The organism is Streptomyces sp. Go-475 (genome assembly GCF_003330845.1).
In the GTDB taxonomy this organism is placed as follows: Bacteria; Actinomycetota; Actinomycetes; order Streptomycetales; family Streptomycetaceae; genus Streptomyces.
The window spans coordinates 2,004,458-2,029,227 of sequence record NZ_CP026121.1; the positions used below are offsets into that span (position 1 = coordinate 2,004,458).

The window sequence follows — 24,770 nt, forward strand, 5'->3', positions numbered from 1 at the left end:
CTCTCAGACCTCCGCGGTGGCGCGCTCGGGGCGGCACAGCGCCGCGTACAGCCCGGCGGCGAGCGCCGTGCCGATGAACCAGGAGTACGGGGCGACGTCGCTGAAGGTCTTCACCAGCGCGAGCACGGCGGCGACACCGGCCGCGGGCAGGAACGCCCACAGCGCCTTGGGGTTGAAGCCCTTGCGGTAGTGGTAGCGGGAGCCGGGCGTGGCGTCGAACAGTTCGTCGACGTTCACACGGCCGCGCTTGACCCAGTAGTAGTCGACCATGATCACGCCGAACAGCGGGCCGAGGAAGGCGCCGAGTCCGCCGAGGAAGTAGTTGACGACGGTCGGGTTGGAGAAGAGGTTCCAGGGGGTGACGAGCAGCGCCGCGACCGTGCTGATCATGCCACCGATCTTGAACGTGATCTTCTGCGGCCAGACGTTGGCGAGGTCGTACGCCGGCGAGACGAAGTTGGCGACGATGTTGACGCCCATGGTGGCGATGGCGAAGGTCAGCGCGCCCAGCACGAGCACCCAGGTGTTGCCGATCTCGGCGACCAGGTAGGCCGGGTCGGTGATCTCCTTGCCGAAGACCTCGAAGGCGCCCGCGGTGACGATGACGGACACGATCACGAAGGCCGTGGAGTTGATGGGCAGGCCCCAGAAGTTGCCGCGCCGGACCGACTTGTAGTCGGGGGCGAAGCGGGAGAAGTCGCAGAAGTTGAGCATCAGGGTGCCGTAGGTGGCGAGGACCAGGCCGATCGCGCCGAACCACTGGCGCCACTGCTCGCCGACGGAGACCGGGTGCGGGGTGGAGGTGAGGGAGATCGTCCAGCCGGCCTTGGCGAGGATCCACACGGCCAGCGCGATCATCACGAGCCAGATCGCCGGGCCGCAGAAGTCCTGGAACTTGCGGACCGACTCCATGCCGCGGCTGATGATCGCCGCCTGCACCAGCCAGAGCGCGACGAAGGAGACCCAGCCGAGCGCGTCCAGGCCGAGGAAGGAGTTGTGCGTCCAGGACTCCAGGCCGGGCCAGGCCGCGAGCAGCATCACGTTGACGGCGACGGAGGCGAGGTAGGTCTGGATGCCGTACCACATGATGGCGATCACGGCCCTGATCAGCGCCGGGATGTTGGCGCCCCAGATGCCGAAGGCGATCCGGCTGACCACCGGGAAGGGCACGCCGTGGCGCTGGCCGATCTTCCCCATCCAGTTCATGCCGATGTAGATGATCACGAACCCGACGAGCAGGGACGTGAAGATCTGCCAGACGTTCATGCCCAGGAACAGCAGACCGGCGGCGAAGGTGTAGTTGCCGAGGTTGTGGACGTCGGACATCCACATGGCGAAGAGGTCGAAGACCTTCCAGTTGCGCTTCTTCGCGGGGGCGAGGTCTTCGTTGGTGAGCCGGGGATCGGGGACGAACGCGGGGGCGCCGGTGGCGGGGGCGCGGTCGGCGAGGGACACGGGGGCCTCCATGAGCACGGGGACGACGGAGGACTACTCTGGGGAGTGTTTGGTATACCAAACAGCGCTCATGGTTCGCCGTCAACAGTTCTGACGGATATCGCTCCTGTTAACGCCGCGTAAAAGACATCTCGCGTCGGCGAGGATGGGCTCCATGACGAAGATCGAACCCCTCGGAGCGGTACGCGAACGCGTCACGGCCGCACTGCGCCAGGAGATCATCGCGGGCAGCCTGCTCCCCGGCGACCGCCTGGTCGAACGGGAGCTGGCGGAGCGTTTCGGTGTCTCGCGCGTACCGGTCCGGGAGGCGATCCGGGCGCTCGTCGCCGAGGGCTTCGTCCACTTCGAGACCCCCCGCCGCACGGTCGTACGCCGTCTCACCCCGACCGACGTCAAGGAACTGTTCGAGCTGCGTGAGGCGCTGGAGGTCTACGCCGCCGGACTCGCCGCGGCCCGCGCGACCGCCGAGGACCTGGCCGAGGTCCAGGAACTCCTCGACCGCGCGGCGGCCGCCACCGAGGCCGGGGACGCCGAGACCATCACGGACGTCAACAGCCGCCTGCACGACCGCATCGTGGCGATGGCCGGCAACAGCCTGCTGACCGAGGCCCTGGAACCGGTCGCCGGCCGCCTGCGCTGGATGACCCGGCGCAACGAGGAGTGGCCCCAGCTCCTGGTCGAGCACCGCGAGTTGTACGAGGCGATCGCCTCGGGCGACCCGGAGCGGGCCCGCGCGCACGCGCTGACGCACGTGCGCACCAACTACCGCTCCACCGTGCGGCACCTGTTCGGGGACGAGGCCCTCTAGGGCCTGTCGTCGGCAGGGCTGAGCCCCGCCGCCCGCGCCGCCGTGCGCAGCACGTCGCGCAGCATCGTAGGGGTGAGCCGGCCGGTGAAGGTGTTGCGCTGGCTGACGTGGAAGCAGCCGAAGAGTTCCAGGCCGTCCAGGAGGTAGCGGGCCCCGTGGGCGAAGGCGGGCCGGGGCCGGGGCACGGGCCAGCCCGCCTCGGCGAACGCGGGCAGCGCGGCCTGCCAGCCGAAGCCGCCGAGCACCACGACAGCGCGCAGTGTCGGGCGCAGCAGCCGCAGTTCCTGCACGAGCCAGGGGCGGCAGGTGTCCCGCTCCTCGGGGGTGGGCTTGTTGGCGGGCGGGGCGCAGTGCACGGGCGAGGTGACGCGCACGCCGTACAGCTCCAGACCGTCGTGGGCGTGCACGGCGGTGGGCTGGGAGGCGAGGCCGACGTCGTACAGCGCCTCGTACAGCACGTCCCCCGAGCGGTCGCCGGTGAACATCCGGCCGGTGCGGTTGCCGCCGTGGGCCGCGGGCGCCAGCCCCACGATCAGCAGCCGGGCGTCCGCCGGCCCGAAGCCGGGCACCGGCCGGCCCCAGTACGTCCAGTCCGCGAAGGCGGCCCGCTTGGCCCGGGCCACCTCCTCACGCCAGGAGACCAGCCGCGGGCAGGCCCGGCAGTCGGCGATGCGCCGGTCGAGGAGGGGAAGACCGCTGGCGTCCATCACTCCACCGTAGGCGCAGGCGCGGACTCGGTCGTCCGTGCCCCGGCGCGACCGCGCCAGAGCAGGGCCCCGGCCAGCAGCACGACGCTCGTCAGCAGCCAGGGCAGCGGGCCCGGCCGGAGCGCCCCGACGAGCAGGCCGACGAGCGCGCCGAACAGTTGCTGGGCGAGGGACTGGACGGACAGCGCGGTGGCGCGGCCCGCGCTGGGGACGCGTCGGTGCAGCAGGTCGTTCTCGTTCGGGCCCGCCGCACCGATACCGAGGTAGACCAGGCCGAAGCCGGCGACCGCGAGGACCGTGGTCGCCGGGTGCGTGCCGGAGGCGGTGACGCCGAGCAGCAGCAGCCCGCTCGCCCCGGCCACGAGCGAGACCAGCACGGCTCGCTCGCCGCCGCCCGCGACCCGCGCGGTGAGGGGTGCGAGGTGGCTGCCGACGCCGAGGCAGACGAAGCCCCCGCAGGCGAGTGCGGCGTAGACCATCGCCCCGGAGTCGGTCGCCCCGGTCAGCGCCACGGTACGGCCCGGTATGAGCAGTTCGATGGTGCCCAGGGCGCTGCCGACGGCCGCGGCGGTGAGCAGGACCCGGCGGACCAGCGCGTCCCGTCCTCCCAGCCGCAGCCCGCCCAGGACCGTGACGGGGACGCCGCGCAGTACGGAACGCAGGGTGGCGGGCGGTCGCGCCGGCTCGCGCAGGGCGGCCAGTACGTAGCCGACGAAGACCACCCTGACCGCGGCTCCCAGCAGCATGGGGACGGACAGCGGCAGCACCGACCCGGATGTCGCCCGGCTCCATTGCGCGCCGAGGTCGGGGCCCAGGCCGAGCAGCCAGGGCAGGGCGCCGCCGAGCAGGAGGCCGGCCGCGAGCGCCGCGGAGGTCGCGGAGCCGCCCCGGGCCAGGCCCGTGCGCAGTTCGGCGTCGGGGCCGGAACAGGCATGGACGGTGTCGACGTACCAGGCCTCGGCCGTACCACTGGCCAGGGCGCGGGCCACGCCCATCAGCACCATGCCGACGGTGAGCACCCAGACGGTGGTGCCGAGTCCGACCAGGACGCAGGCGACCGCGTTGAGCACACCTGACATGGCCAGGACCGGTCGGCGCCCGAGGACGTCGGAGAGCCCGCCCGTGGGCAGTTCCAGCGCGGCCACGGTCAGGGAGTGGGCCGCGAAGAGCCCCGCGACGGCGGCCAGGGACATGCCGCGCTCGCCCAACAGCAGCACCATCGAGGCCAGGCCCAGGCCCGGCGGCAGCCAGAGGAGCGCGCAGACGGTGACGTAACGGCGGCGAGCGGTCCGGATCCCGGCCGACTCGGTCTCGCGGTCGGTCATGGGGTCGGTCATGGGGTCGGTCATGGGGTGGCCTCGCGGGCCGTGCCGTCCGCAGTGCCGTCGTTCGGTGCGCCCGTGCTGTCTTTCCGTCCGCGCGTGCCGTCGTTCCGTCCGCGCGTGCTGTCGTCCCGTTGGCCTGTGCTGTCGTTCCGTTCGCCCGTGCTGTCGTTCCGTTCGCGCGGGGCGAGGGGCAGGCCGGCGGTGAGGAGTACGACGTGTGCGGCGCGCGGGTCGTCCGCGTCCCGGGCGGTCAGTTCCTCCAGCTTCCGGTCGATCGTCTCCCAGAGTTCGGTGAGCGACCCGGCCGTCAGCCGGGGCAACAGGTCACTGATCCCGGACGGCTCCACCCACTCCTGACCGAACCGCCCGGCGGCCATGTCCGCCTCGTGCCGGGCGAGGGCCGACTCCAGGTGCTCGATCTGCCGCCGCCGCGCCAGGCTGACGAAGGCCCGGCCCGCCGCCGAGGACTCCATCGTCTCGTTGCTCCAGGAGGTCACGGTGTGCAGCGCCCGCCAGCGCCGCTCCCGCCCGTCCCGGTGCTCGGCCTCCGCGATGAAGGCGTACTTCGCCAGCACCCGCAGGTGGTAACTGGTCGACGCCGACGACTCCCCCGTCCGCGCGGCGAGTTCGCTGGCCGTGGCCGGCCCGTCCTGCCGCAGCAGCCCGAGCAGCCGGATGCGCAGGGGGTGGGTGAGGGCCTTCAGTGCGGCGGTGTCGCGCTCGGGGTCGAGTACGCGCTGGTGCTCGTCGCTGTCCATGCGGCGAGAGTAAGCCGCGCCGGCCACTTGGCAAAACTATTTTTGCAAAACTCGTTTGGCAGATCCGGTCAGAGCAGCCGGAAAATGCCTGTCCGACCCCGGCGCCGGGAGGACTAAGGTCGGGGACATGGCTTCTCGAGGTGCGGAGTACGACTGGACGGGCGCGGCCGGCGACACGGCGGCCGGTGCGCCTTCCCCCTCTGACGCGTCGCCTCCTCCGAATACCGCGCCGACCGAGGAGCGCGGCTCCGAGACGGGTGCCGGTGAGGCGAAGGCGCTGGACCCGAACGCCTCGGATGCGAAGGCCCTGGATCCGAGCGCGTCGGATCCGAGCGCCTTGGATCCGAAGATCGCCGCCGCGATCGCCGCCGCCGAGGCCGCCGGGCCGCAGCGCGGCGAGACGGTCCGCGTCGACAGCTGGATCTGGTCCGTACGCCTCGTCAAGACCCGTTCCCTGGGTGCCACCGCCTGCCGGGGCGGGCACGTGCGCGTCAACGGCGAGCGCGTGAAGCCCGCACACGCCGTGCGCGTCGGCGACGAGGTGCGCCTGCGGCACGAGGGCCGGGAGCGGGTGGTCGTCGTGACGCGGCTGATCCGCAAGCGGGTAGGCGCTCCCGTGGCCGCCCAGTGCTACATCGACAACTCCCCGCCGCCCCCGCCGCGCGAGGCCGTCGCCCCCGCCGGCATCCGCGACCGCGGCGCGGGCCGCCCGACGAAGCGGGACCGCCGCGAGCTGGAACGCCTCCGCGGACTGGCGGGCCCCGGCAGCGGCATCGGCCCCGGCCCTGTCCACGGCCCCGGCGGCATCGGTCCCGACGGCTTGGGCAGAGGCTCCGGCAAACGGCGGCCCTAGCGCGCCCCGGCTAGTGCCCCTGGCGCCCCGGCTAGGGCCGATCGCGGCCCGGGGAGGCGTCCGCCGCGAGCGGAAGACCGCGCAGCGACAGCGCGCTCGGTGCCGGCAGCGCACCGTGGGCCGCATCGGCGCGGAACGACTGGAGCAGGTACGCCACCAGCCGCCGGGACACCGCGCGGTCGTCCGGCAGCGCGGTGACCAGGGCGCAGTGGGACAGCAGGGCCACGGCGAGGTCGGACGGGTGGAAGTCGGGCCGCAGCGCGCCTGCCGCCTGAGCCCTGCTGACCAGGGTCGTGACGTCCCGCTCGGCCTGTTCCCGTGCCCGGGTGTGTTCGCGTGTGGCGTCCGGAAAGGCCGCGACGAAGGCGGCCGGGAAGCCCCGCTCTTCCCGTTGCAGTTCGCACACCGTCTCGACCAGTCGCTGGAAGCCCCGCCGGGGGTCGGGGTCGGCCAGCGTCTCGGTGAGTGCCCCGGCGCAGGTCTCCGTCTGCTGCGCGAACGCGGCCCGCACCAGGGCGTCCCGGGTCGGGAAGCGCCGGTACAGCGTGGCCACCCCGACTCCCGCCCGCCGGGCCACGGTCGCCATGGGCGCGTCGATGCCGCGCTCGGCGAAGACCGAACGGGCGGCCGCGAGGATGCGCCGCCGGTTGCGCCGGGCGTCCGCCCGCTGCCCGGCCTGACCCGCGATCCGAGAGGGGAGGCTGCGGCCGGCGGTGGACACGGTCTTCCCACTGGAGGAGACGGCCGGGGCCCATCGAGCACTGGAGGCGGGCGGGGTGCGCGGCAAGTACGTCGTCAGGGTCGACTCGCCCTGATGGCGACGCGCTGGTCAGAGCCGCCTCACGACCGCTGGTCACAGCGCTCGTCGAGGACTGGGACCAGCGGACGCCGCTGGTGTCGCACGCGGTACGGTCATGCCCCTCGCCGCAGCAGCCGCAGCAGCTCGGCGTTGTGCCCCCGCCGCGCCCAGGCGATGAGGGCGAGCGGAACGAGCAGGATGAGCGGCGTCGCCGCGTGCTCCCCGTCGAAGACGGCTGTCTGCACGATGAACGCGCCCACCATCAACGCGCCCAGCGCCACCGCCGCCACCGACTGCAGCACCGGGATCAACAGGGCGACGGCGCCGGCCAGTTCGAGCGCTCCGATGGTGTACATCCCCACGCTGCCCCACCCCAGCTTGTCGAAGTACTCGGCACCCGAGGCGTGCCCGATCAGCTTGGGCAGGGCACTCGCGACCGCGTAGAAGAGGGCGAGCAGGATCTGCAGACCGCGCAGCGCGATCCGGGCACGCCGCCCGCGGGCGGTCGCGGACTCGGCGATGACGACCCCGGCCGGGCTGGAGGGGGCGGCGGTGACGGAGGCGGTGGTCTCGGACATGGAGGTCTCCTGGGGGAAGCGGTCCGTGCTGGTGTCGCAGAGGTAGACCGCCCCTCGCCCTGGAACTCATCGCCGCCCGGCGGACGTCTCCCGGACTGCTTGCCCATCGCGAACGGCTGCGGGGGCCTGCGTGCCTAGACCGCCCGGGCCGTCGGCACCGCCCTCACCCATATGCGATCCTCCGTCAGATACCGATCGACCCTCAGCCCGGCCTCACCCAGCGCCTCCTCGAACTGTTCCCTGGTGAGCGGCCGGGTCCGGAACGTCTGCGTCCAGACCGCGTCCGGGAACTCGTACTCCGCGCGGACCGAGTTGACCCCGTCGCCGGCCGGCTCCGACGAGACGATGCGGACGGTGAAACCGCTGGGGTCCACCCGCTCGCGCGGCACCTTCACGTGGTAGTCCTCGCCCTCCCGCTGGATCAGCACGCAGCCGCCCTCGGCGACATGGCGCACGCAGGTGCGCAGCAGGGCCCGCCGCACCTCCGGGTCCCCCGCGTGCACGAGGAACGACGCGAGCAGCACCACGTCGAACGTCTCGCCCAGATCCAGTTCTTCGATCGGGCTGCATATCGTCCGCGCGCCGCGCACGCGCGCCAGCATGTCGGCGGACTCGTCCACCGCCGTGACCGTGAACCCGCGCTCCAGCAGCCCATGCGTCATGCGCCCGACGCCGCTGCCCAGCTCCAGGATGCGGGCGCCCTCGGGCACCGCGGCGGCGATGATGCCCGGTTCCTCTCCTACCGGGAGCCGTGAGTAGAGCTCCACCGCGCAGCCGTCCGGGGTGATGGCCCCGGGTCCCGTCCCCTCGTACCCCTCACGCATTTTCAGCTCCATGCCCGTCCAACGGCCGCCCCCGCACAGCCGTTCCCCTCCCGACCGCCTTCACCCGACCGAGTGAACGAGCAGACGGCCACAGGGCCGGAGCCAAGGGGATGCAGGACCGACTGCCGAACCGAAGCCTCAATGACTACAGGCCGAAGCCCCAGCGACCACAGGACCGGAACTCAGCGACTACAGCGGGAACCAGCCGTGCCCCACGTACCAGTGGCCGCCGGCCCGCAGGTGGTCGCCGACGGCCCGCTCCACGGACGTGCGCCTCGGCAGGCTCGCCACCGGCAGGTCCGGGTCGCCGAAGACGAACCGGACGGGCTCGGTGTCCGCCGGCTCCGGCTCCTCGCCTGGGTCCCGGGCGGCCGCGAACCGCTGCTGGAAGCGGATGATGTTGGAGTCCGGGCCGAGATACCGCTTCAGCTGTGGGTCGAGCAGCCAGGAATGGCACACCGCGACCCGGTACCGCTCGCGCGGACAGTGGCGGGCGAAGAACTCACGTGCCAGTGCCAGCGAACGGTCGCAGGCCGCCGGCGACAGCGGACCGAGGAAGTCCGGGATGTGCAGGTTCAGGCACGACTCCCCCGGCCCCATGTCGCCCCCGGCCGCGGCGATCGCCCGCCCCGTGCGCTGTCCGAGCCGCGCCCGCTCGAACTGAAGCCGGCCCAGCTGGTACAGCTCACCGCGGAAGTGGTGCGTGAGCCACTGAGGGACCTGCACCCCTCCCCTGCCGTGCTGCCGTCGGTGGAACGCCATGTTCCGCCCGAGGTCGGCGAAGGTGCGGCGGCTGACATCGGCCGGAACACCGCGCTCGCGGTGGTACGCGCGTGTGTGCGGCAACGCCGCGACGAACACGTACACGGAGAAGTACGGGCCCAGTGCCGCCGGTGCCTCGGCGAGGCGCTCGACGAGCGGCACCTCGACCCCGGTCTCCCCGATGTCCCGCACGAGCTCCTCGACGCACTCCGCCAGCAGCCGCACGGCCCCGGCGTCCGCGGTGAGCGTCCGCCGCAGCGCGACCAGGTCGTTGATGTCCTCGTGCGCCACCGCGAGGTCGAGCAGGATCTCGGGCAACGCGTCGGCGTCCGGCAGCATACGACTCCCCCAGTCGGCCTTTTGTGGACCTTAGCCGGGAAGAGTACGTTGCAAGAAGGAGTGGTGATCGGACGATGCGTACGGGCAGTGAACCGAGGACCGCGCGCAGTGCCCTGCGGGCGCGCTTCTGGCTGAGCCTGTGGGGGCTGCTGTGGGCGCTCGTCGGGACGGTCGCGTTCACGCTCGCCGGGCGGCCCGGCTGGGCCATCGCCTGCGGCGTGCTGCTGCTGGTCGTGACGGTCGACCTCGCCGTCGTCCTCAGGCACATCCGCCAGGGCCCGCACTACCAGCCGGGCCACGACATCCCGCCCTACCGGCCACCGGACGACCGCCCGTGACCGCCCTCCGGAGGCCCGCCCCCTGACCAGCCGCCGGACGCCCGCCCCGGAGGGGCCGGGCCGGGCTCACGACTCGAAGCGCGCCGCCTTCAGGAACTGCGGGTTCGGATCCAGCGCGGCCGCCAGCCGGAAGTGGCGTTTCGCCTGGTCGGGGCGGCCCTGCCGCTCATAGGTGCGGGCGAGCGCGAAGTGCGCGAACGCGTTGTCCGGCTCGCGCTCCAGCACGATGGAGAACTCCAGCTCGGCCGGCCTCAGCTGCGCCGCCGCGAAGAAGGCACGCGCGCGCAGCAGCCGCGCGGCGGTGTTCTCCGGGTGCGCGGCGATGACCGAGTCGAGCAGCTTCACCGCGCCCCGAGGGTCCCGCGCCGCGAGCAGTTGCTCGGCGGCGCGGAAGTCGATGACGTTCGTCTCCGGGGTACGTCCGGTCGAACCGCTGGTCTCGGGCACGGCAGAGTCCTTCCCTCACTGCGCGGGTTCAACGCGCCCTCGGGGGGCCGCTATTCCTGAGGGGACGGCCGGGCCGCCTGGGACCTGCGCCGCAGCTCGGCCCACACCTCCCGCACGCGGCGCTCCAGCTCCTCCAGCGGCACGTCGTTGTCGATGACGATGTCCGCGATCTCCCTGCGCTGCTCGCGTGTCGCCTGGGCGGCCATCCGCGCGCGGGCGTCCTCCTCGGTCATACCGCGCCGGGTCAGGAGCCGGTCGAGCTGGGTCTCGGGGCTCGTGTCGACGACGATCACGACGTCGTAGAGCGACGCCAGGCCGTTCTCCGTGAGGAGCGGGACGTCGTGGACGACGACCGCGTCCTCGGCGGCGGCCTCCTCCAGCTCACGGGAGCGGGCGCCCACCAGGGGGTGCACGATCGCGTTGAGGGTGGCGAGCTTGGCCGGGTCGGAGAAGACGATCGAGCCGAGCCTGGGCCGGTCCAGGCTGCCGTCCTCGGCGAGGATCTCCTCGCCGAAGGCATCGACGACCGCCGTGAGCCCTGGGGTCCCGGGCGCGACGACCTCCCGTGCGACGCGGTCCGCGTCGATCAGCACGGCACCGCACTCGACGAGCAGCCGTGACACCTCGCTCTTGCCGGCGCCGATACCACCGGTCAGGCCCACCTTCAGCATGTGCCGCAGCCTAGACGCTCCGCTGGGAGGCCGTGTTTCCGGGTGCGGGGCGGCGAGGGATGAGGCACCGCACGGGGGCGCCGCCCGTGCGCCGCGCAGTTCCCTGCGCCCCTGAGGGACGTCTCAGGTGTCGCCCTCGCGCTCCGCCAGAAACTTCTCGAACTCACGGCCGATCTCGTCCGCCGACGGAATGTCCACCGGCTCGGCGAGCATGTTGCCGCGCGTTTCGGCGCCGGCCACCGCGTCGTACTGGTGCTCAAGGCCCTCGACGAGGGCGGTGAGGTCCTCGTCGCCCTCGCGGATCTGCCGGTCGATCTCCGTCTGGGTGCGGTGGGCGTCCGAGCGCAGGGCGTGGGCGATGCCCGGCAGCACCAGCCCGGTCGCCGCCGTGATGGCCTCCAGGACCGTCAGGGCCGCGTCCGGGTACGGGGAGCGGGCGATGTAGTGCGGCACGTGGGCGGCGACACCCAGCACGTCGTGCCCGGACTGGAGCAGGCGGTACTCGATGAGCGACTCGGCGCTGCCGGGCACCTGCGCCTCGTCGAACGGGCTGCGGTGGCCCGGGACGAGGTCCGTGCGGTTGCCGTGCGGCGTGAGGCCGACCGGCCGGGTGTGCGGGACGCCCATGGGGATGCCGTGGAAGTTCACGGACAGGCGGACGCCGAGCCGCTCCACGATCTGCTTCACGGCCGCGGCGAAGCGCTCCCACTCCACGTCCGGCTCGGGGCCGGACAGCAGCAGGAACGGCGCTCCGGTGGCGTCCTGCACGAGGCGCACCTCGATGGCGGGGTCCTCGTAGTCGCTCCAGCGGTCGCGCTTGAACGTCAGCAGCGGGCGGCGGGCCCGGTAGTCCACGAGCCGGTCGTGGTCGAAGCGGGCGACGACCTGGTGGGGCAGCGAGTCGAGCACCCGGTCGACGATCTGGTCGCCGGTCTCGCCCGCGTCGATGTATCCGTCGAAGTGGTAGAGCATGACAAGGCCGGCCGACTCCTGCGCCAGCGCCATGTCGACGACGGCCAGGCCCTTCGGCTCCCATGCGTACAAACCCTGCGGATCAAGCACAGTGACCGCTCCTCCTCGTGTTCATACTCCACAACGACCTTGCGGGCGTGGGCATTCCCGGAGGGCGAGAATGTTGATCTTGGCGGCTGGGGCAACGCCGCTGAAGGGGCGCGGGGACCTGCGCGACCAGCCACCGCCGGCCCGCGCCCGAGCGACGACGACTGAGGGGCCGCACCTCGAAAGGTACGGCCCCTCGGTCAGGAGCTACAGCTCAGCGGGCGTTCAGCTCTGCCCACCGGCCAGCTTCTCGCGAAGCGCGGCAAGCGCCTCGTCCGAGGCCAGCGCGCCGGAGTTGTCCGGGCCCTCGGAGGAGTACGAACCGCCACCGGACGCGGCCGGAGCGGCGGCCTCGCCACCCTCGGCAGCGGCCTTCTCGTCCGCCTCGCGGGACTTGATGACCTGCGCCTGGTGCTGCTCGAAGCGCTGCTGCGCCTCGGCGTACTGGCGCTCCCACTCCTCGCGCTGCTTCTCGTAGCCCTCGAGCCAGTCGTTGGTCTCGGGGTCGAAGCCCTCGGGGTAGATGTAGTTGCCCTGGTCGTCGTAGGACGCGGCCATGCCGTACAGGGTCGGGTCGAACTCGACCGCCGACGGGTCGGCACCGAAGGACTCGTTGGCCTGCTTCAGCGAGAGGCTGATGCGACGGCGCTCGAGGTCGATGTCGATGACCTTGACGAAGATCTCGTCGTTGACCTGGACGACCTGCTCCGGGATCTCCACGTGGCGCTCGGCCAGCTCGGAGATGTGGACCAGACCCTCGATGCCCTCGTCCACGCGGACGAACGCGCCGAACGGAACCAGCTTCGTGACCTTGCCGGGCACGACCTGGCCGATCTGGTGGGTGCGGGCGAACTGCTGCCACGGGTCTTCCTGGGTCGCCTTCAGCGACAGGGAGACGCGCTCACGGTCCATGTCGACGTCGAGGACCTCGACGGTGACCTCCTGGCCGACCTCGACAACCTCGGAGGGGTGGTCGATGTGCTTCCAGGAGAGCTCGGAGACGTGGACCAGACCGTCGACGCCACCCAGGTCCACGAAGGCACCGAAGTTGACGATCGAGGAGACGACGCCGGAACGGACCTGACCCTTCTGGAGGGTCGTAAGGAACGTCTGGCGGACCTCGGACTGGGTCTGCTCCAGCCAGGCACGGCGGGACAGGACCACGTTGTTGCGGTTCTTGTCCAGCTCGATGATCTTGGCCTCGAGCTCCTTGCCCACGTAGGGCTGGAGGTCGCGGACGCGGCGCATCTCGACCAGGGAGGCCGGGAGGAAGCCACGGAGGCCGATGTCGAGGATGAGACCACCCTTGACGACCTCGATGACGGTACCGGTGACGATCCCGTCCTCTTCCTTGATCTTCTCGATGGTGCCCCAGGCACGCTCGTACTGGGCGCGCTTCTTCGAGAGGATCAGGCGGCCTTCCTTGTCCTCCTTCTGGAGGACGAGGGCCTCGATCTCGTCACCGACGGCGACGACCTCGTTCGGGTCGACGTCGTGCTTGATCGAGAGCTCGCGGCTCGGGATCACACCTTCGGTCTTGTAACCGATGTCGAGCAGGACCTCGTCCCGGTCGACCTTCACGATGACGCCGTCGACGATGTCGCCGTCGTTGAAGTACTTGATCGTCTCGTCGATCGCGGCGAGGAAGGCTTCCTCGTTACCGATGTCGTTGACCGCTACCTGCGGGGTGGTGGCGGTGGTCTCGGTGCTGCTCGTCATGTGGGAAAGGGCTCCGGTACGGACATTGAAGTCGTAGGTACTGCTACGCCGGGAGCCCGTTTCGCTCTGCAGAAGCCGGACAGCCAAGGAAGCGCCACACGAAATGGTGGCGCCTCGACAACCGAGGGGACATACATACAGATGCGAGCGCAGCCTGCTACGTCTGAGGTGCGCAGGCCCGCAGCGCAACTTGTAGCATACGGGGGCAGCCGGGCAGGGTCAATGCGCGAAGCCGCCCACGCGGGACGGAACACCGCATACCCGGCACAAGTCATATCGTCCGAGGCCACGTGGGCCGTACGACACGCCCTTCGTGACGTCGCCGGGACCGGCTGGACGGAAGAGTACGACGAGGGAGCCGATCATCCAAGAGCCCGAAGCGTCCGAGCCCGAGGCCACCCGGCGTGCCGCCTCGGTCGCGGAGAGTTCCCGCGCCAACCGCGGCTGGTGGGACCGCAACGCGGACGAGTACCAGGTCGAGCACGGCACGTTCCTCGGTGACGACCGCTTCGTGTGGGGTCCCGAGGGCCTGGACGAGGTGGAGGCGGAGCTGCTGGGCCCGCCGGAGGAGCTTAAGGGCCGGGACGTGCTGGAGATCGGCGCCGGCGCCGCCCAGTGCTCGCGCTGGCTGGCCGCCCAGGGTGCCCGCCCGGTGGCCCTGGACATCTCGCACCGGCAGCTGCAGCACGCGCTGCGGATCGGTGGAACGTTCCCCCTGGTGTGCGCCGACGCCGGTGCGCTGCCCTTCGCCGACGGCTCCTTCGACCTGGCCTGCTCGGCGTACGGGGCGCTGCCCTTCGTCGCCGACCCGCGCCAGGTGCTGCGTGAGGTGCGCCGGGTGCTGCGGCCCGGGGGCCGTCTCGTCTTCTCGGTGACGCATCCGATCCGCTGGGCCTTCCCGGACGAGCCCGGGCCCGAGGGGCTGTCGGTGTCGGGTTCGTACTTCGACCGCACCCCCTACGTCGAGCAGGACGAGGAGGGCCGCGCGGTCTACGTGGAGCACCACCGCACGATCGGCGACCGGATCCGGGACGTCGTGGCGTCGGGCTTCCGGCTGGTGGACCTGGTGGAGCCGGAGTGGCCGGCCTGGAACACGTCCGAGTGGGGCGGCTGGTCGCCGCTGCGCGGGAACCTGATCCCGGGCACGGCGATCTTCGTGTGCGTACGAGACTGACGGTGTGATCCGCTACGACGCCCTGGACGCGCTGCCCGTCCGCAGTGCCCTGCCCGGTCTCGACGACGCCCTGGAGGGCCACGGCACCGCCGTTCTGGTGGCGCCGCCCGGCACCGGCAAGACGACGCTGGTGCCGCTCGCGCTGGCGGGCCTGCTGGGTGAGCGGCCCGCGCGGCGGGTCGTCGTCGCCGAACCGCGGCGGATCGCTGCCCGGGCGGCGGCGCGGCGGATGGCGTGGCTGCTGGGCGAGAAGACCGGCGAGAGCGTCGGCTACACCGTGCGCGGGGAACGGGTCGTCGGGCGGCACACGCGCGTGGAGGTCGTCACGACCGGTGTGCTGCTCCAGCGGCTGCAGCGGGACCAGGAGCTGGCCGGGGTGGACGTGGTCGTGCTCGACGAGTGCCACGAGCGGCATCTGGACGCCGACACGGTGGCGGCGTTCCTGTGGGACGTGCGGGAGACGCTGCGGCCCGAGCTGCGGCTGGTGGCGGCGTCCGCGACGACGGACGCGCAGGGCTGGGCCGGGTTGCTGGGCGGCGCGCCGGTGATCGAGGCGCGGGGGGCGGCCCATCCGGTCGACGTCGTGTGGGCGCCGCCGGCGCGTCCGGTCCGGCCGCCGCACGGGATGCGGGTCGACCCGGCGCTGCTGACGCATGTGGCGTCGGTGGTGCGGCGGGCGCTGGCCGAGCGGGACGGGGACGTGCTGTGTTTCCTGCCGGGCGTCGGGGAGATCGCCCGGGTCGCCGGACAGCTCGGGGGGCTCGGCGGGGTGGAGGTGCTCCAGGTGCACGGGCGGGCGCCCGCGGCGGTGCAGGACGCGGTGCTGGTGCCCGGGGAGCGGCGGCGGGTGGTGCTGGCCACGGCCGTGGCGGAGTCGTCGTTGACGGTGCCGGGGGTGCGGGTGGTCGTGGACTCGGGGCTGGCGCGTGAGCCGCGGGTGGACCACGCGCGTGGTCTGAGCGCGCTGACGACGGTACGGGCGTCGCAGGCGGCCGGGCGGCAGCGGGCGGGGCGGGCCGGGCGTGAGGCGCCGGGGGCGGTGTACCGGTGCTGGGCGGAGGCCGAGGACGCGCGTCTGCCGCGTTTTCCGTCGCCGGAGATCAAGGTGGCCGACCTGACGGCGTTCGCCCTGCAGGTGGCGTGCTGGGGTGATCCGGAGGCGTCCGGGCTGGCGTTGCTGGACGCGCCGCCCTCCGGGGCCATGGCGGCGGCGCGGGGTGTGCTGGGCGCCGTGGGGGCCGTCGACTCCGCCGGGCGGGCCACCGAGCGGGGTGTCGCGCTGGCCCGGCTGGGGCTGCATCCGCGGCTGGGGCGGGCCTTGGTGGACGCGGTGCCGTTCGTGGGGGCCGAGCGGGCCGCGGAGATCGTCGCCCTGTTGAGCGAGGAGGCGCCTAGGGAGTACGGGGATGATCTGGCGGGTGCCTTGCGGCGGGCCCGGCGTGGGGGTGACGCCTATTCCTCGCGGTGGCGGAGTGAGGTTCGGCGGCTGCGGGGCGTCGGCTCAGGGGCTTCGCACTCTCCCGTCCCCTTGAAGGACTCTTCGGAGGAGCGGCAGGTCGGGCTCGTCGCCGCTCTCGCCTTTCCCGAGCGCGTCGCCAGGCGGGACGGCGGGTCGTACCTGATGGTCTCCGGGACTCGTGCCGAGGTCGGTGACGGGAGCGCCCTGCGCGATGCCCCCTGGATCGCCGTCGCGGTGGCCGACCGGCCGGTCGGGAAGGGGCACGCGCGGGTGCAGCTCGGGGCCGTGGTCGACGAGGACGTGGCCCGGTTCGCGGCGGGGGCGCTGCTGGAGGAGCGGGACGAGGTGCGCTGGGACGGCGGGGACGTCGTGGCGCGGCGCGTGGAGCGGCTGGGGGCCGTGGAGCTCGCGGTGCGGGCCCTGAGGGATCCCGATCCGTCGCTCGTGCGCGGGGCGCTGCTCGACGGTCTGCGGCAGGAGGGGTTCGGACTGCTGCGGTGGTCGGCGGAGGCCGGGGTGCTGCGGCAGCGGCTCGCGTTTCTGCGGCTGCATCTCGGTGCGCCCTGGCCCGACGTGTCCGACGAAGCGCTGCACGCGCGCGTGGAGGAGTGGCTGGAGCCGGAGTTGGGCCGGGCGCGGCGGCGGGCCGATCTGGCGCGGATCGACGCCGGTCAGGCGCTCGCGCGGCTGCTGCCGTGGGCGTCCGGGGAGGCCGGGCGGCTCGACGAGCTCGCCCCGGAGCGGATGACCGTGCCGAGCGGGTCGAGGATCCGGATCGACTACGAGCGGCCCGAGCAGCCCGTGCTCGCGGTGAAGCTGCAGGAGATGTTCGGGCTGCAGGAGTCGCCCCGGGTCGCCGGGGTGCCGCTGCTGGTGCATCTGCTGTCCCCGGCGGGGCGGCCGGCCGCCGTCACCGCCGATCTCGCCTCCTTCTGGCGGGACGGCTACAAGGGCGTGCGGGCGGAGTTGCGCGGGCGGTACCCGAAGCATCCGTGGCCCGAGGACCCGGCCGGGGCCGAGCCGACCCGGCACACCAACGCGCGGCTCAGGCGCTGACGGGGGACGGTTGCTCGGCCGCCGTGGGGGCCGGGCCGGCGCGGCGGCCGCGGGCCTCCACGTAGAGCGCGAGGGCCAGCAGGAGGACGCCGAGGGTCAGGGAGCCCCAGGGCAGCCAGGACGTCATCAGCAGGATGAGCAGGCGCTGGGACTTCACCAGGTCGACGGTGTGCTCGATGTAGTCCTCGCGCATCTTCACGTGGCCGGCGAACGCGGTGACCTTGTCGCGGTCGCCGAGGAGGGTGCCGCCGCGCAGTTCCTCCTTGTGGAGTTCCTCGCCGTAGACGGGGGCGCCGGTGAGGGGTTCGACCCAGAACCTGCGGACCGTGGTGTACCAGCGGGTCGTGCCGGTCCGGGTCACCGCCTCGGGGGTGAGGCCCTCGACGGGCAGGGTCTTCGGGATCTTCACCTTGGTCCAGGGGATGGTCTGCTCGAAGTAGTAGACCTCCAGGCCGCGGAAGTCCCGGGTGCCCTTGTAGTGGATGGGGGCGGTGACGCGGGCCTGGGCGTCGAAGTACTCGTAGTCCCGCTTCTCCGTGAGGAAGGGCCACTTGAACTCGATGCCCTCGCGGCGCACGGGGTCGCCGTCGACCATCTCGCCGGTGGCGTGGACGGGTTCCTGGGTGTGGGCGTCGAAGATGTAGCGCTCGGGGATCTTGGACACCATCTTGCCGTCGGGGCCGACGACGTAGGACAGGCCGTCCCAGACGACGACGTCCCGGCCCGCCGACTCCTCGATCCGCTCGGAGGCTTCGACGTTGCCCTTGAGGGTCTGCACGATGGTGACCTTGGGGACCTTCTTCGCCCGCATGGTGCCGTAGTCGAGGAGGGTGGCGTCCTTCGCCTCCAGGACCATGTCCTGGTACTGGTGCGCGGGGACCTTGGCGAGGCGCGGGAAGGCGTACCAGCGCAGCAGTGGGGACAGGGCCGCGAAGAACACGGCGAGGGCGAGCAGGATCAGGCCGGCCTTGCGGCGCATCTCGGCCTCCCTCCCGGGCGGGCGGTCAGGGGTGTGCGGGCACCGTCGTCAGCAGTGGTTTCGGGGACGTCCCGCCCGAGGGCGAGCCGAGGGCGGTCAACGTCAGGACCACGGCGAACGCGACGGCGAGACCGGTGGCGGCGGCGATGAGTGCGCGCATACGGGGCCTCCCCGCGGATGAGCTGAGACGGATGAGCTGATACACCGTCAGGTTTCTCGGCACCGTAGCAACGGGCGGCGGAGATGAGAACACGTTGCACACACAACGACGCCCCTCCCGAAGGAGGGGCGTCGCCGGTCCTGCTCGGGGACTACGCGCTCGGGTCGGCCGACGGGCTGGGGCTCGGTGAGGCCGTCGCGGCGGCCGCCACGGTCAGTTCGACGGTGAGGCTCGCGCCGCCCGCGGTGTTGATGCGGAGCAGGAACGTGCCGGTGGTGTCGTCCGCGTACAGCTTCGGCAGCTTCAGCAGGCCCTTCGCGTCCGTCTTCAGGCCCGACAGGGTGCGCACGGCCTTGCCGTCGGCGTCCTTGAAGTAGGGGCCCTTGTCGTTGGCGGTCGGGTCGTCCGCCGACTTGATCAGCGTGGCGGTGGCCGCGACGCCGTCCGCCACGGCGCCCTTGTAGGTGGCCTTCACCTCGACCTGGTTCGCGAACTCGCCGCCGGGGGTGCAGGTCAGTGCGGCGTCGCCGGTGCGGACGAGGGTGTCGGCGGCGCGTTCGGTGACGGTGGCCGTGTAGTCGAGGCCGGGCACGGTACGGCCCACGACGGTGGCGCGGACGGTGACGGCACCCGTCTTCTCACCCGCGCGCAGGGCGGGGGCGACGGCCACGCCGGAGCTGTTGGTGGCGACCGTGGCCACGCTCTCGCCGCCGGTGAAGGTGGTGTCCGTGTCGCCGAGGATCGTGAAGCGGATCCGGACCTTGGCGACGGACTTGCCGGCCTGCGTCTCGGCGCGGGTGCTGATGCGCTGGGCGAAGGTGTCGCCGGCCATGGCGGTGAGCTTCGCGGTTCCGGCGTTCTCCAGGTGGTGCACCGTGTCGGTGGGCGTGGGGGACGTCGAGGGCGGTGGGGTCGACGAGCCAGGCGGGGTGGTCGGCGGCTTGGGGCTCGTGGTGCCGCCGCCGGGCTTCGTCGGCTTGGGGCTGGGCTTCGGCTTGGACGCGCCCTGGCCGGGCGTGCTCGGCGTGGACGGCGTGGACGGGTCGGGGCTCGCGCCGGTGCCGTCGTCGCTGCGGTTGTCCGGCAGCGTGCCCGTGCCGTCCGGGACCTCGTGCGTGCCCTTGCGGTAGTACTCCAGCCACCTCATGACGAGGTTGAGGTACTCGCGCGAGTTGTTGTAGCTGAGGATCGCCCGGTCGAGGTCGTTCTGGTCGGACAGGTCCCAGTTGTTGCGGCAGAGGTAGTGGCCGGCGGCGAGGGCGGCGTCGTAGATGTTGTTGGGGTCCTTCTTGCCGTCGCCGTTGCCGTCACGGCCCGCCCACGCCCAGGTGGACGGGATGAACTGCATGGGGCCGACGGCCTGGTCGTACGCGCTGTTGCCGTCGTACGCGCCGTTGTCGGTGTCCTTGATGAGGGCGAAGCCGTTGCCGTCGAGCTGCGGGCCGAGGATCTTGCCGATCGTGGTGCCCTCGGCATCGACCCGACCGCCGCGGGCCTGACCCGACTCCACCCGGCCGATGGCCGCGAGGAGTTGCCAGGGCAGGTTGCAGCCGGGCTTGGACTCGCGCAGCGAGGCCTCGGCCTTCTTGTAGGCGTCGAGGACGGTCGCGGGGATGCCCGCCTCGGTCTCGCCCTGGCCGCTCGGGGACGGTCCGGTGGACGGGGACGGGTTGGGGCTCTTGAGCGGCGGCAGGTCCGTGTAGTAGGGCGAGTTGCCGGTGGCGCTGCCGTCGGAGGCGCTCGCTTCGGGTGAGGCGTCCGCGGCGGGCTGTCTGCCGTGGTCGTTCACGCCCGGAGCCTGGGAGGCGGACAGGGCCGCGACCGCTACCGCGGCCACGGCGGTGGTTGCCGCCCCTTTGCACAGCCTCCTGCCGAATTGCGCCGCCATAGAGTGAACCCCTCCCGTGGACGCCCGAGCGCCCGTCTCTGTCTCTCGCGCTCCGTGTGGTGCGTTCGCGTACTTCTGTTGTGTTCGCTCTGTTGTGACGATCGACCGACCCGAGTGGTTGCCCTCCGGCGGGCCTGTCTCCTGCCCCCGGGACGGTGACCCTGGCGACCCTACGACAACTTCCTTTGCTCGGGCACCCGTTCGTGCCCGTTTTTCACCGGTTGGTCATGCGGACAGCGCGACGGACGCCTCGTGTGCGGCTTCCCGCATACTGGGCCCTCCGAACGCCCTGGTAACGACCGTCGCAAGGAGCCGAGTTGCCGTTCACACTGAGCCACGCGGCAGCCGTACTGCCCGCCGTGCGCACCGACGGGAGCGGCCGGGGCCGGCTGGTGCCCGCCGTGCTCGTGGCGGGTTCCTTCGCGCCCGACATGACCTATTACGCGGCGAGTGTGCTGTCCGGGGCGATGGAGTTCGGAGACGTCACGCACTCGTGGCCGGGCGTTTTCACGGTCGATGTGCTGGTCGCCTGGGCGTTGGTGGGGTTGTGGCTGCTGGTGCGCGAGCCGCTGGTGGCGCTGCTGCCGCGGGGCCGGCAGGGGCGGCCGGCCGCCCTGGTGCGGTGCGGGGCGCCACGCGCGCGCGTGCGGCCGTCGCTGGTGGTGCGGTGGTACGTGTCCGCGGTGCTGGGCGCGTCGACGCATGTGGTGTGGGACGCGTTCACTCATCTCGACCGGTGGGGGATGCGGCTGTTTCCCGTACTGGGCCGGGAGGTGGCGGGCTCGCCGCTGTACTGGTACCTGCAGTACGGGGGTTCGGCGGTGGCCGCGGTCGTGATCGCGGTGTTCGTGGCGCGGGCGCTGCGGCGGATGCCCGGGGGCGAGCCGGTGGGGGTCCCGGTGCTGTCGGTGCGGGACCGGTGGGGGGCCGCTGCCGTGATCGGCGGTTTCGCGTTCGTGGGGGCGGTGCAGCGGGCGTCGCGGTGGTGGGCATACTGGGGCCCGGCCGCGAAGCCGTGGGAGATCATCCCGACGGTGTGCTTCGGCGCGGGGGCGGGGCTCGTCCCGGCGCTGCTGCTGTACGCCGTGGGGGTCAGGGTGTGGCGCCCGGTTCCGGCCCCCGGCCGTCCCGACGGCGTCGACGAGACGGAGCCGAGCCGTCCGGCCGCTCGCTGAGAAGGTCGTCGGTCGTCGCGTTGAACACGGTGATGGTGGTATGCGCCAAGCGGGGCCGTGGGAGCAGCGCGAGGACGAGGGTCAGGTAGGCGCGGGCCAGCTCGGCCCAGGGGTGGGGTGTCCGGCGGCCGGGGGCGTACGGGCGGCCGGGGGGCTGGGCGGCGGGGGTGCGGTCGGGCGCGTCGGGGGTGTCGGGGCCTGAGGTGGCGGCGGTGCCGCCGGGCGCGTGGGCCAGGTGCTGCCGGAGGTTCGCCGTGGCCTGGCGCAGGGCCGCGGAGAGGCCGGTGGGAACGCGGAGGGTGCTTGCGGTTGCCGCGAAGACCGGGACCGACGCGATCGGCGCGGCCGGCGGGAGTTCCACGCCTGGTGCCGAGCGGCTGAGGAGCGTGCGTATGCCCATGCCCCGCATCCTTGCGACCACCGGCGGGTGGGGCGCCTTCTCGGGGGCCACGTGGGTGATGGTCTGGACGGCGTGAGGTGGGCTGGGTGGAGCGAGGTGCGTGCCGGAGCTGAGCGATGAAGGACGCCGTCGGCCTCCCCCCGTGTGTCCCCGGCTCGGCGCTCCTGCGGCACTCCGGACCGGGCAGGAGACTCCTGCCCGGTCCGGTCGGCGCAGTGCGCTCGCTAGTGGGCTGCCGACTCCCAGTCCGGCCCCGCGCCCACGGAGACGCCGAGGGGGACGCGGAGGTGCACGGCGTTCGCCATCTCGCGGCGGACGAGTTCCTCGGCGGTCTCCCGCTCGCCGGGGGCGATCTCCAGCACGATTTCGTCGTGGACCTGGAGCAGCATGCGGGAGGCGAGCCCGGCTTCCTTGAGCGCGCTGTCCACCTTGAGCATGGCGATCTTCACGATGTCGGCCGCCGTGCCCTGGATGGGCGCGTTGAGGGCCATCCGCTCGGCGGCCTCACGGCGCTGGCGGTTGTCGCTGTTGAGGTCGGGCAGGTAGCGGCGGCGGCCGAAGAGGGTCGCCGTGTAGCCCGTGGCCCGGGCCTCGTCGACCGCCCGGCGCAGATAGTCCCGTACGCCGCCGAACCGCTCGAAGTACGCGTCCATCAGGGCGCGGGCCTCCGCCGCCTCGATGTTCAGCTGCTGGGAGAGGCCGAAGGCGGACAGCCCGTAGGCCAGGCCGTACGACATGGCCTTGATCTTGCGGCGCATCTCGGCGTCCACGGCGTCCGGCTCGACCGCGAAGACCTGGGAGGCGGCCGTGGTGTGCAGGTCCTCGCCGGAGGTGAACGCCTCGATCAGGCCCTCGTCCTCGGAGAGGTGGGCCATCACACGCAGCTCGATCTGGCTGTAGTCGGCCGTCATGAGGGACTCGAAGCCCTCGCCGACGACGAAGCCGCGGCGGATCGCGCGGCCCTCGTCCGTGCGGACCGGGATGTTCTGCAGGTTCGGGTCGGTGGAGGACAGGCGTCCGGTGGCGGCGACGGTCTGGTTGAACGTGGTGTGGATGCGGCCGTCCGCGGCGATCGTCTTGATCAGGCCCTCGACGGTGACGCGGAGCTTGGCCTGCTCGCGGTGGCGGAGCATGATCACCGGGAGCTCGTTGTCCGTCTGCGTGGCGAGCCAGGCGAGGGCGTCGGCGTCCGTGGTGTAGCCGGTCTTGGTCCGCTTGGTCTTGGGCAGGGCCAGCTCGCCGAAGAGGACCTCCTGGAGCTGCTTGGGCGAGCCCAGGTTGAACTCGTGCCCGGCCGCCGCGTGGGCCTCCTTCACCGCCTGCTGGACGGCGCCGGCGAACATCTGCTCCATGGCCTCCAGGTGGGGCCGGTCGGCCGCGATGCCGTGCCGCTCCATGCGGGCGAGCAGCGCGGATGTGGGCAGCTCCATGTCGCGCAGCAGGTCGGCGGCACCGACCTCCTCCAGGCGGCCTTCGAAGGCCTGGCCCAGGTCGAGGACGGCACGGGCCTGGATCATCAGGGCCTCGGCCTCGGCGCCGTCGTCCGCGCCGAAGGCGAGCTGGCCGTCGGCCGCGGCGGCGGGGGCCAGCTCGCGGTGCAGGTACTCCAGGGAGAGCGCGTCCAGGTCGAAGGAGCGGCGGCCCGGCTTGACCAGGTAGGCGGCCAGCGCGGTGTCCATGGTGACGCCCTCGACGCTCCAGCCGTGCTCGGCGAAGACGCGCATGGCGCCCTTGGCGTTGTGGAAGACCTTGGGCCGGGCGGTGTCGGCGAGCCAGGACGCGAACGCCGTCTCGTCGGCCTCGTCCAGCTGGGAGGGGTCGAACCAGGCGGCTGCCCCGCCGGGCGCGGCGAGGGCGACCTCGGCGACGGAGCCCGCGCCGAGCGCCCACGCGTCGACCGTGGCGACGCCGAGGGGTCCGGTGCCGTGCTCGGTGAGCCAGGCGGTCAGCTCGCCGGTGCCGAGCACCGTGCCGTCCAGCCGCACGCCCTCCGTGCTGATCGGGGTGGTCTCGGCCTCCTCCGCGCCGGGGTCGACGGCGAAGAGCCGCTCGCGCAGGGAGGGGTTGCGGATCTCCAGGGTGTCCAGGACCATCGCGACGGCCTTGCGGTCGTACGGGGCCCGCTCCAGGTCGGTGACGCCCTTGGGGAGCTCGACCCGGCGCTCCAGCTCGGTGAGGCGGCGGTTGAGCTTGACCGCTTCCAGGTGGTCGCGGAGGTTCTGGCCGGCCTTGCCCTTGACCTCCTCCACGCGCTCGACCAGCTCGGCGAAGGAGCCGAACTGGTTGATCCACTTCGCGGCGGTCTTCTCGCCGACGCCGGGGATGCCGGGGAGGTTGTCGGAGGGGTCGCCGCGCAGGGCCGCGAAGTCGGGGTACTGCGCGGGCGTCAACCCGTACTTCTCGAATACCTTCTCCGGGGTGAAGCGGGTCAGCTCGGAGACGCCCTTGGTCGGGTACAGCACCGTGGTGTGCTCGCTGACCAGCTGGAAGGAATCCCGGTCGCCGGTGACGATCAGCACCTCGAAGCCCTCGGCCTCGGCCTGGGTGGCGAGCGTGGCGATGACGTCGTCCGCCTCGAAGCCGTCCACCGCGAAGCGGGCGGCGCCCATCGCGTCGAGCAGCTCGCAGATCAGCTCGACCTGGCCCTTGAACTCGTCCGGGGTCTTGGAGCGGTTCGCCTTGTACTCCGTGAACTCCTGGGAGCGCCAGGTCTTGCGGGAGACGTCGAAGGCGACCGCGAAGTGCGTGGGCGCCTCGTCGCGCAGCGTGTTGGCCAGCATCGACGCGAAGCCGTAGATCGCGTTCGTCGGCTGGCCCGTCGCGGTGGTGAAGTTCTCCGCGGGCAGCGCGAAGAACGCGCGGTACGCCAGCGAGTGCCCGTCCATGAGCATCAGTCGCGGACGGCTGCCGCCGGAGGTCTTGTCGGTCGTCTTCGATGCTGTCTCTGCCACGCCCCCGATCCTGCCACGCCCCACTGACACTCGGCCCCGGCCCCGCCCCGACCCCGCGTGCGCCGGGCCGACCCGGGCGACGGCAG

The 24,770-nt window shown here is 72.4% G+C and carries 23 protein-coding genes and 1 pseudogene; 7 read left to right on the forward strand and 17 right to left on the reverse strand.

The annotated features are described in order from the left end of the window. Nucleotides 1–3: 3 nt before the first annotated feature. A complete protein-coding gene (locus C1703_RS09215; protein WP_114251440.1) occupies nucleotides 4–1,455 on the reverse strand; it encodes an NCS1 family nucleobase:cation symporter-1 in 1,452 nt (483 codons plus the stop codon). A 145-nt stretch (nucleotides 1,456–1,600) separates the two neighbouring features. Between C1703_RS09215 and C1703_RS09220 the strand changes: the two genes are divergently transcribed. Beyond that, complete coding sequence (locus C1703_RS09220) at nucleotides 1,601–2,263, forward strand: GntR family transcriptional regulator (protein WP_114251441.1); 663 nt, start codon at nucleotides 1,601–1,603, stop codon at nucleotides 2,261–2,263. On the opposite strand, the gene C1703_RS09225 is transcribed toward C1703_RS09220, so the two are convergent. From C1703_RS09225 to C1703_RS09235, 3 genes are read right to left on the reverse strand one after another with little or no spacing between them, the layout of a single operon-like run. Beyond that, nucleotides 2,260–2,970 carry a uracil-DNA glycosylase gene (locus C1703_RS09225; RefSeq protein WP_198678124.1) on the reverse strand — a complete coding sequence of 237 codons (711 nt, stop codon included), beginning with the start codon at nucleotides 2,968–2,970 and terminating at the stop codon, nucleotides 2,260–2,262. The two genes, C1703_RS09220 and C1703_RS09225, sit on opposite strands and share 4 nt — an antisense overlap. After that, the gene (locus C1703_RS09230; protein WP_232840436.1) at nucleotides 2,970–4,319 is read right to left on the reverse strand and encodes an MFS transporter; all 1,350 of its coding nucleotides are present in this window, start codon (nucleotides 4,317–4,319) and stop codon (nucleotides 2,970–2,972) included. Before C1703_RS09230 ends, C1703_RS09225 begins: the two co-directional genes overlap by 1 nt. Further along, a complete protein-coding gene (locus C1703_RS09235) occupies nucleotides 4,316–5,053 on the reverse strand; it encodes a winged helix-turn-helix domain-containing protein (protein WP_114251444.1) in 738 nt (245 codons plus the stop codon). The genes C1703_RS09230 and C1703_RS09235 overlap by 4 nt, the downstream gene beginning before the upstream one ends. Before the next feature lie 127 nt (nucleotides 5,054–5,180). On the opposite strand from C1703_RS09235, the gene C1703_RS09240 reads away from it, so the two are divergent. Further along, entirely contained in the window at nucleotides 5,181–5,906 is a 726-nt protein-coding gene (locus tag C1703_RS09240) for an RNA-binding S4 domain-containing protein (RefSeq protein WP_343236396.1), read from the forward strand. A gap of 31 nt (nucleotides 5,907–5,937) precedes the next feature. Here C1703_RS09240 and C1703_RS09245 read toward each other — a convergent pair whose 3' ends face one another. Beyond that, nucleotides 5,938–6,627 carry a TetR/AcrR family transcriptional regulator gene (locus C1703_RS09245; protein ID WP_114251445.1) on the reverse strand — a complete coding sequence of 230 codons (690 nt, stop codon included), beginning with the start codon at nucleotides 6,625–6,627 and terminating at the stop codon, nucleotides 5,938–5,940. On the opposite strand from C1703_RS09245, the pseudogene C1703_RS09250 reads away from it, so the two are divergent. Continuing rightward, nucleotides 6,593–6,721 (forward strand): annotated as a pseudogene (locus C1703_RS09250) (zinc-binding dehydrogenase); the annotation flags it as partial. The gene C1703_RS09245 and the pseudogene C1703_RS09250 sit on opposite strands and share 35 nt — an antisense overlap. A 97-nt stretch (nucleotides 6,722–6,818) precedes the next feature. On the opposite strand, the gene C1703_RS09255 reads toward C1703_RS09250, so the two are convergent. The 3 genes from C1703_RS09255 to C1703_RS09265 form a co-directional block, all read right to left on the reverse strand. Next, entirely contained in the window at nucleotides 6,819–7,283 is a 465-nt protein-coding gene (locus C1703_RS09255) for a DoxX family protein (RefSeq protein ID WP_114251446.1), read from the reverse strand. Between the two features lie 134 nt (nucleotides 7,284–7,417). Continuing rightward, complete coding sequence (locus C1703_RS09260) at nucleotides 7,418–8,107, reverse strand: class I SAM-dependent methyltransferase (protein ID WP_114251447.1); 690 nt, start codon at nucleotides 8,105–8,107, stop codon at nucleotides 7,418–7,420. A gap of 189 nt (nucleotides 8,108–8,296) precedes the next feature. Then, nucleotides 8,297–9,208, reverse strand: coding sequence for an acyltransferase domain-containing protein (locus C1703_RS09265; protein ID WP_114251448.1), 912 nt, complete (start codon nucleotides 9,206–9,208; stop codon nucleotides 8,297–8,299). A 74-nt stretch (nucleotides 9,209–9,282) separates the two neighbouring features. Here C1703_RS09265 and C1703_RS09270 point away from each other — a divergent pair, with 74 nt between their 5' ends. Continuing rightward, on the forward strand, nucleotides 9,283–9,546 hold the full coding sequence (locus tag C1703_RS09270) for a DUF6343 family protein (protein WP_114251449.1): 264 nt from the start codon (nucleotides 9,283–9,285) through the stop codon (nucleotides 9,544–9,546). 66 nt (nucleotides 9,547–9,612) lie between these two features. Here the strand turns inward: C1703_RS09270 and C1703_RS09275 are convergent, their stop codons facing one another. The 4 genes from C1703_RS09275 to rpsA form a co-directional block, all read right to left on the reverse strand. Next, nucleotides 9,613–9,993, reverse strand: coding sequence for a tetratricopeptide repeat protein (locus C1703_RS09275; RefSeq protein ID WP_114251450.1), 381 nt, complete (start codon nucleotides 9,991–9,993; stop codon nucleotides 9,613–9,615). A 50-nt stretch (nucleotides 9,994–10,043) separates the two neighbouring features. Continuing rightward, nucleotides 10,044–10,664, reverse strand: a complete 621-nt coding sequence (coaE, locus tag C1703_RS09280; RefSeq protein WP_114251451.1) for a dephospho-CoA kinase — start codon at nucleotides 10,662–10,664, stop codon at nucleotides 10,044–10,046. 123 nt (nucleotides 10,665–10,787) lie between these two features. After that, entirely contained in the window at nucleotides 10,788–11,726 is a 939-nt protein-coding gene (locus tag C1703_RS09285) for a PAC2 family protein (RefSeq protein WP_114251452.1), read from the reverse strand. A gap of 222 nt (nucleotides 11,727–11,948) precedes the next feature. Then, on the reverse strand, nucleotides 11,949–13,442 hold the full coding sequence (gene rpsA, locus C1703_RS09290) for a 30S ribosomal protein S1 (RefSeq protein WP_114251453.1): 1,494 nt from the start codon (nucleotides 13,440–13,442) through the stop codon (nucleotides 11,949–11,951). 313 nt (nucleotides 13,443–13,755) lie between these two features. Between rpsA and C1703_RS09295 the strand changes: the two genes are divergently transcribed. Beyond that, entirely contained in the window at nucleotides 13,756–14,616 is an 861-nt protein-coding gene (locus C1703_RS09295) for a class I SAM-dependent methyltransferase (RefSeq protein WP_114251454.1), read from the forward strand. Between the two features lie 4 nt (nucleotides 14,617–14,620). Continuing rightward, entirely contained in the window at nucleotides 14,621–17,131 is a 2,511-nt protein-coding gene (gene hrpB, locus C1703_RS09300) for an ATP-dependent helicase HrpB (RefSeq protein WP_114251455.1), read from the forward strand. Here the strand turns inward: hrpB and C1703_RS09305 are convergent. From C1703_RS09305 to C1703_RS09315, 3 genes are all read right to left on the reverse strand, one after another. Continuing rightward, nucleotides 17,121–18,110 (reverse strand): DUF3068 domain-containing protein, encoded by a 990-nt coding sequence (locus C1703_RS09305; RefSeq protein WP_114251456.1) that lies wholly within the window; start codon nucleotides 18,108–18,110, stop codon nucleotides 17,121–17,123. The two genes, hrpB and C1703_RS09305, sit on opposite strands and share 11 nt — an antisense overlap. A 25-nt stretch (nucleotides 18,111–18,135) precedes the next feature. Then, nucleotides 18,136–18,270, reverse strand: a complete 135-nt coding sequence (locus C1703_RS09310) for an SPW_0924 family protein (RefSeq protein WP_114251457.1) — start codon at nucleotides 18,268–18,270, stop codon at nucleotides 18,136–18,138. 151 nt (nucleotides 18,271–18,421) lie between these two features. Beyond that, nucleotides 18,422–20,158: a lytic transglycosylase domain-containing protein gene (locus C1703_RS09315; RefSeq protein WP_114251458.1), complete on the reverse strand. Its 1,737-nt coding sequence runs from the start codon at nucleotides 20,156–20,158 to the stop codon at nucleotides 18,422–18,424. Nucleotides 20,159–20,475: 317 nt separating this feature from the next. On the opposite strand from C1703_RS09315, the gene C1703_RS09320 reads away from it, so the two are divergent. Then, the gene (locus C1703_RS09320; protein ID WP_114251459.1) at nucleotides 20,476–21,333 is read left to right on the forward strand and encodes a DUF4184 family protein; all 858 of its coding nucleotides are present in this window, start codon (nucleotides 20,476–20,478) and stop codon (nucleotides 21,331–21,333) included. Here the strand turns inward: C1703_RS09320 and C1703_RS09325 are convergent. Together C1703_RS09325 and polA are read right to left on the reverse strand one after the other, a co-directional pair. Then, entirely contained in the window at nucleotides 21,251–21,733 is a 483-nt protein-coding gene (locus C1703_RS09325; RefSeq protein ID WP_198678125.1) for a hypothetical protein, read from the reverse strand. The two genes, C1703_RS09320 and C1703_RS09325, sit on opposite strands and share 83 nt — an antisense overlap. A gap of 224 nt (nucleotides 21,734–21,957) precedes the next feature. Then, complete coding sequence (gene polA / locus C1703_RS09330; protein ID WP_114251460.1) at nucleotides 21,958–24,684, reverse strand: DNA polymerase I; 2,727 nt, start codon at nucleotides 24,682–24,684, stop codon at nucleotides 21,958–21,960. Between the last annotated feature and the right edge of the window lie 86 nt (nucleotides 24,685–24,770).

Excerpts from the sequence above, each read along its gene's own strand:
- C1703_RS09220 (WP_114251441.1), top strand. The coding sequence starts at position 1,601 with ATGGGCTCCATGACGAAGATCGAACCCCTCGGAGCGGTACGCGAACGC.
- C1703_RS09225 (WP_198678124.1), bottom strand. The coding sequence starts at position 2,970 with ATGGACGCCAGCGGTCTTCCCCTCCTCGACCGGCGCATCGCCGACTGC.
- C1703_RS09230 (WP_232840436.1), bottom strand. The coding sequence starts at position 4,319 with ATGACCGACCCCATGACCGACCCCATGACCGACCGCGAGACCGAGTCG.
- C1703_RS09235 (WP_114251444.1), bottom strand. The coding sequence starts at position 5,053 with ATGGACAGCGACGAGCACCAGCGCGTACTCGACCCCGAGCGCGACACC.
- C1703_RS09240 (WP_343236396.1), top strand. The coding sequence starts at position 5,181 with ATGGCTTCTCGAGGTGCGGAGTACGACTGGACGGGCGCGGCCGGCGAC.
- C1703_RS09255 (WP_114251446.1), bottom strand. The coding sequence starts at position 7,283 with ATGTCCGAGACCACCGCCTCCGTCACCGCCGCCCCCTCCAGCCCGGCC.
- C1703_RS09260 (WP_114251447.1), bottom strand. The coding sequence starts at position 8,107 with ATGCGTGAGGGGTACGAGGGGACGGGACCCGGGGCCATCACCCCGGAC.
- C1703_RS09265 (WP_114251448.1), bottom strand. The coding sequence starts at position 9,208 with ATGCTGCCGGACGCCGACGCGTTGCCCGAGATCCTGCTCGACCTCGCG.
- C1703_RS09270 (WP_114251449.1), top strand. The coding sequence starts at position 9,283 with ATGCGTACGGGCAGTGAACCGAGGACCGCGCGCAGTGCCCTGCGGGCG.
- coaE (WP_114251451.1), bottom strand. The coding sequence starts at position 10,664 with ATGCTGAAGGTGGGCCTGACCGGTGGTATCGGCGCCGGCAAGAGCGAG.
- rpsA (WP_114251453.1), bottom strand. The coding sequence starts at position 13,442 with ATGACGAGCAGCACCGAGACCACCGCCACCACCCCGCAGGTAGCGGTC.
- C1703_RS09305 (WP_114251456.1), bottom strand. The coding sequence starts at position 18,110 with ATGCGCCGCAAGGCCGGCCTGATCCTGCTCGCCCTCGCCGTGTTCTTC.
- C1703_RS09310 (WP_114251457.1), bottom strand. The coding sequence starts at position 18,270 with ATGCGCGCACTCATCGCCGCCGCCACCGGTCTCGCCGTCGCGTTCGCC.
- C1703_RS09315 (WP_114251458.1), bottom strand. The coding sequence starts at position 20,158 with ATGGCGGCGCAATTCGGCAGGAGGCTGTGCAAAGGGGCGGCAACCACC.
- C1703_RS09325 (WP_198678125.1), bottom strand. The coding sequence starts at position 21,733 with ATGGGCATACGCACGCTCCTCAGCCGCTCGGCACCAGGCGTGGAACTC.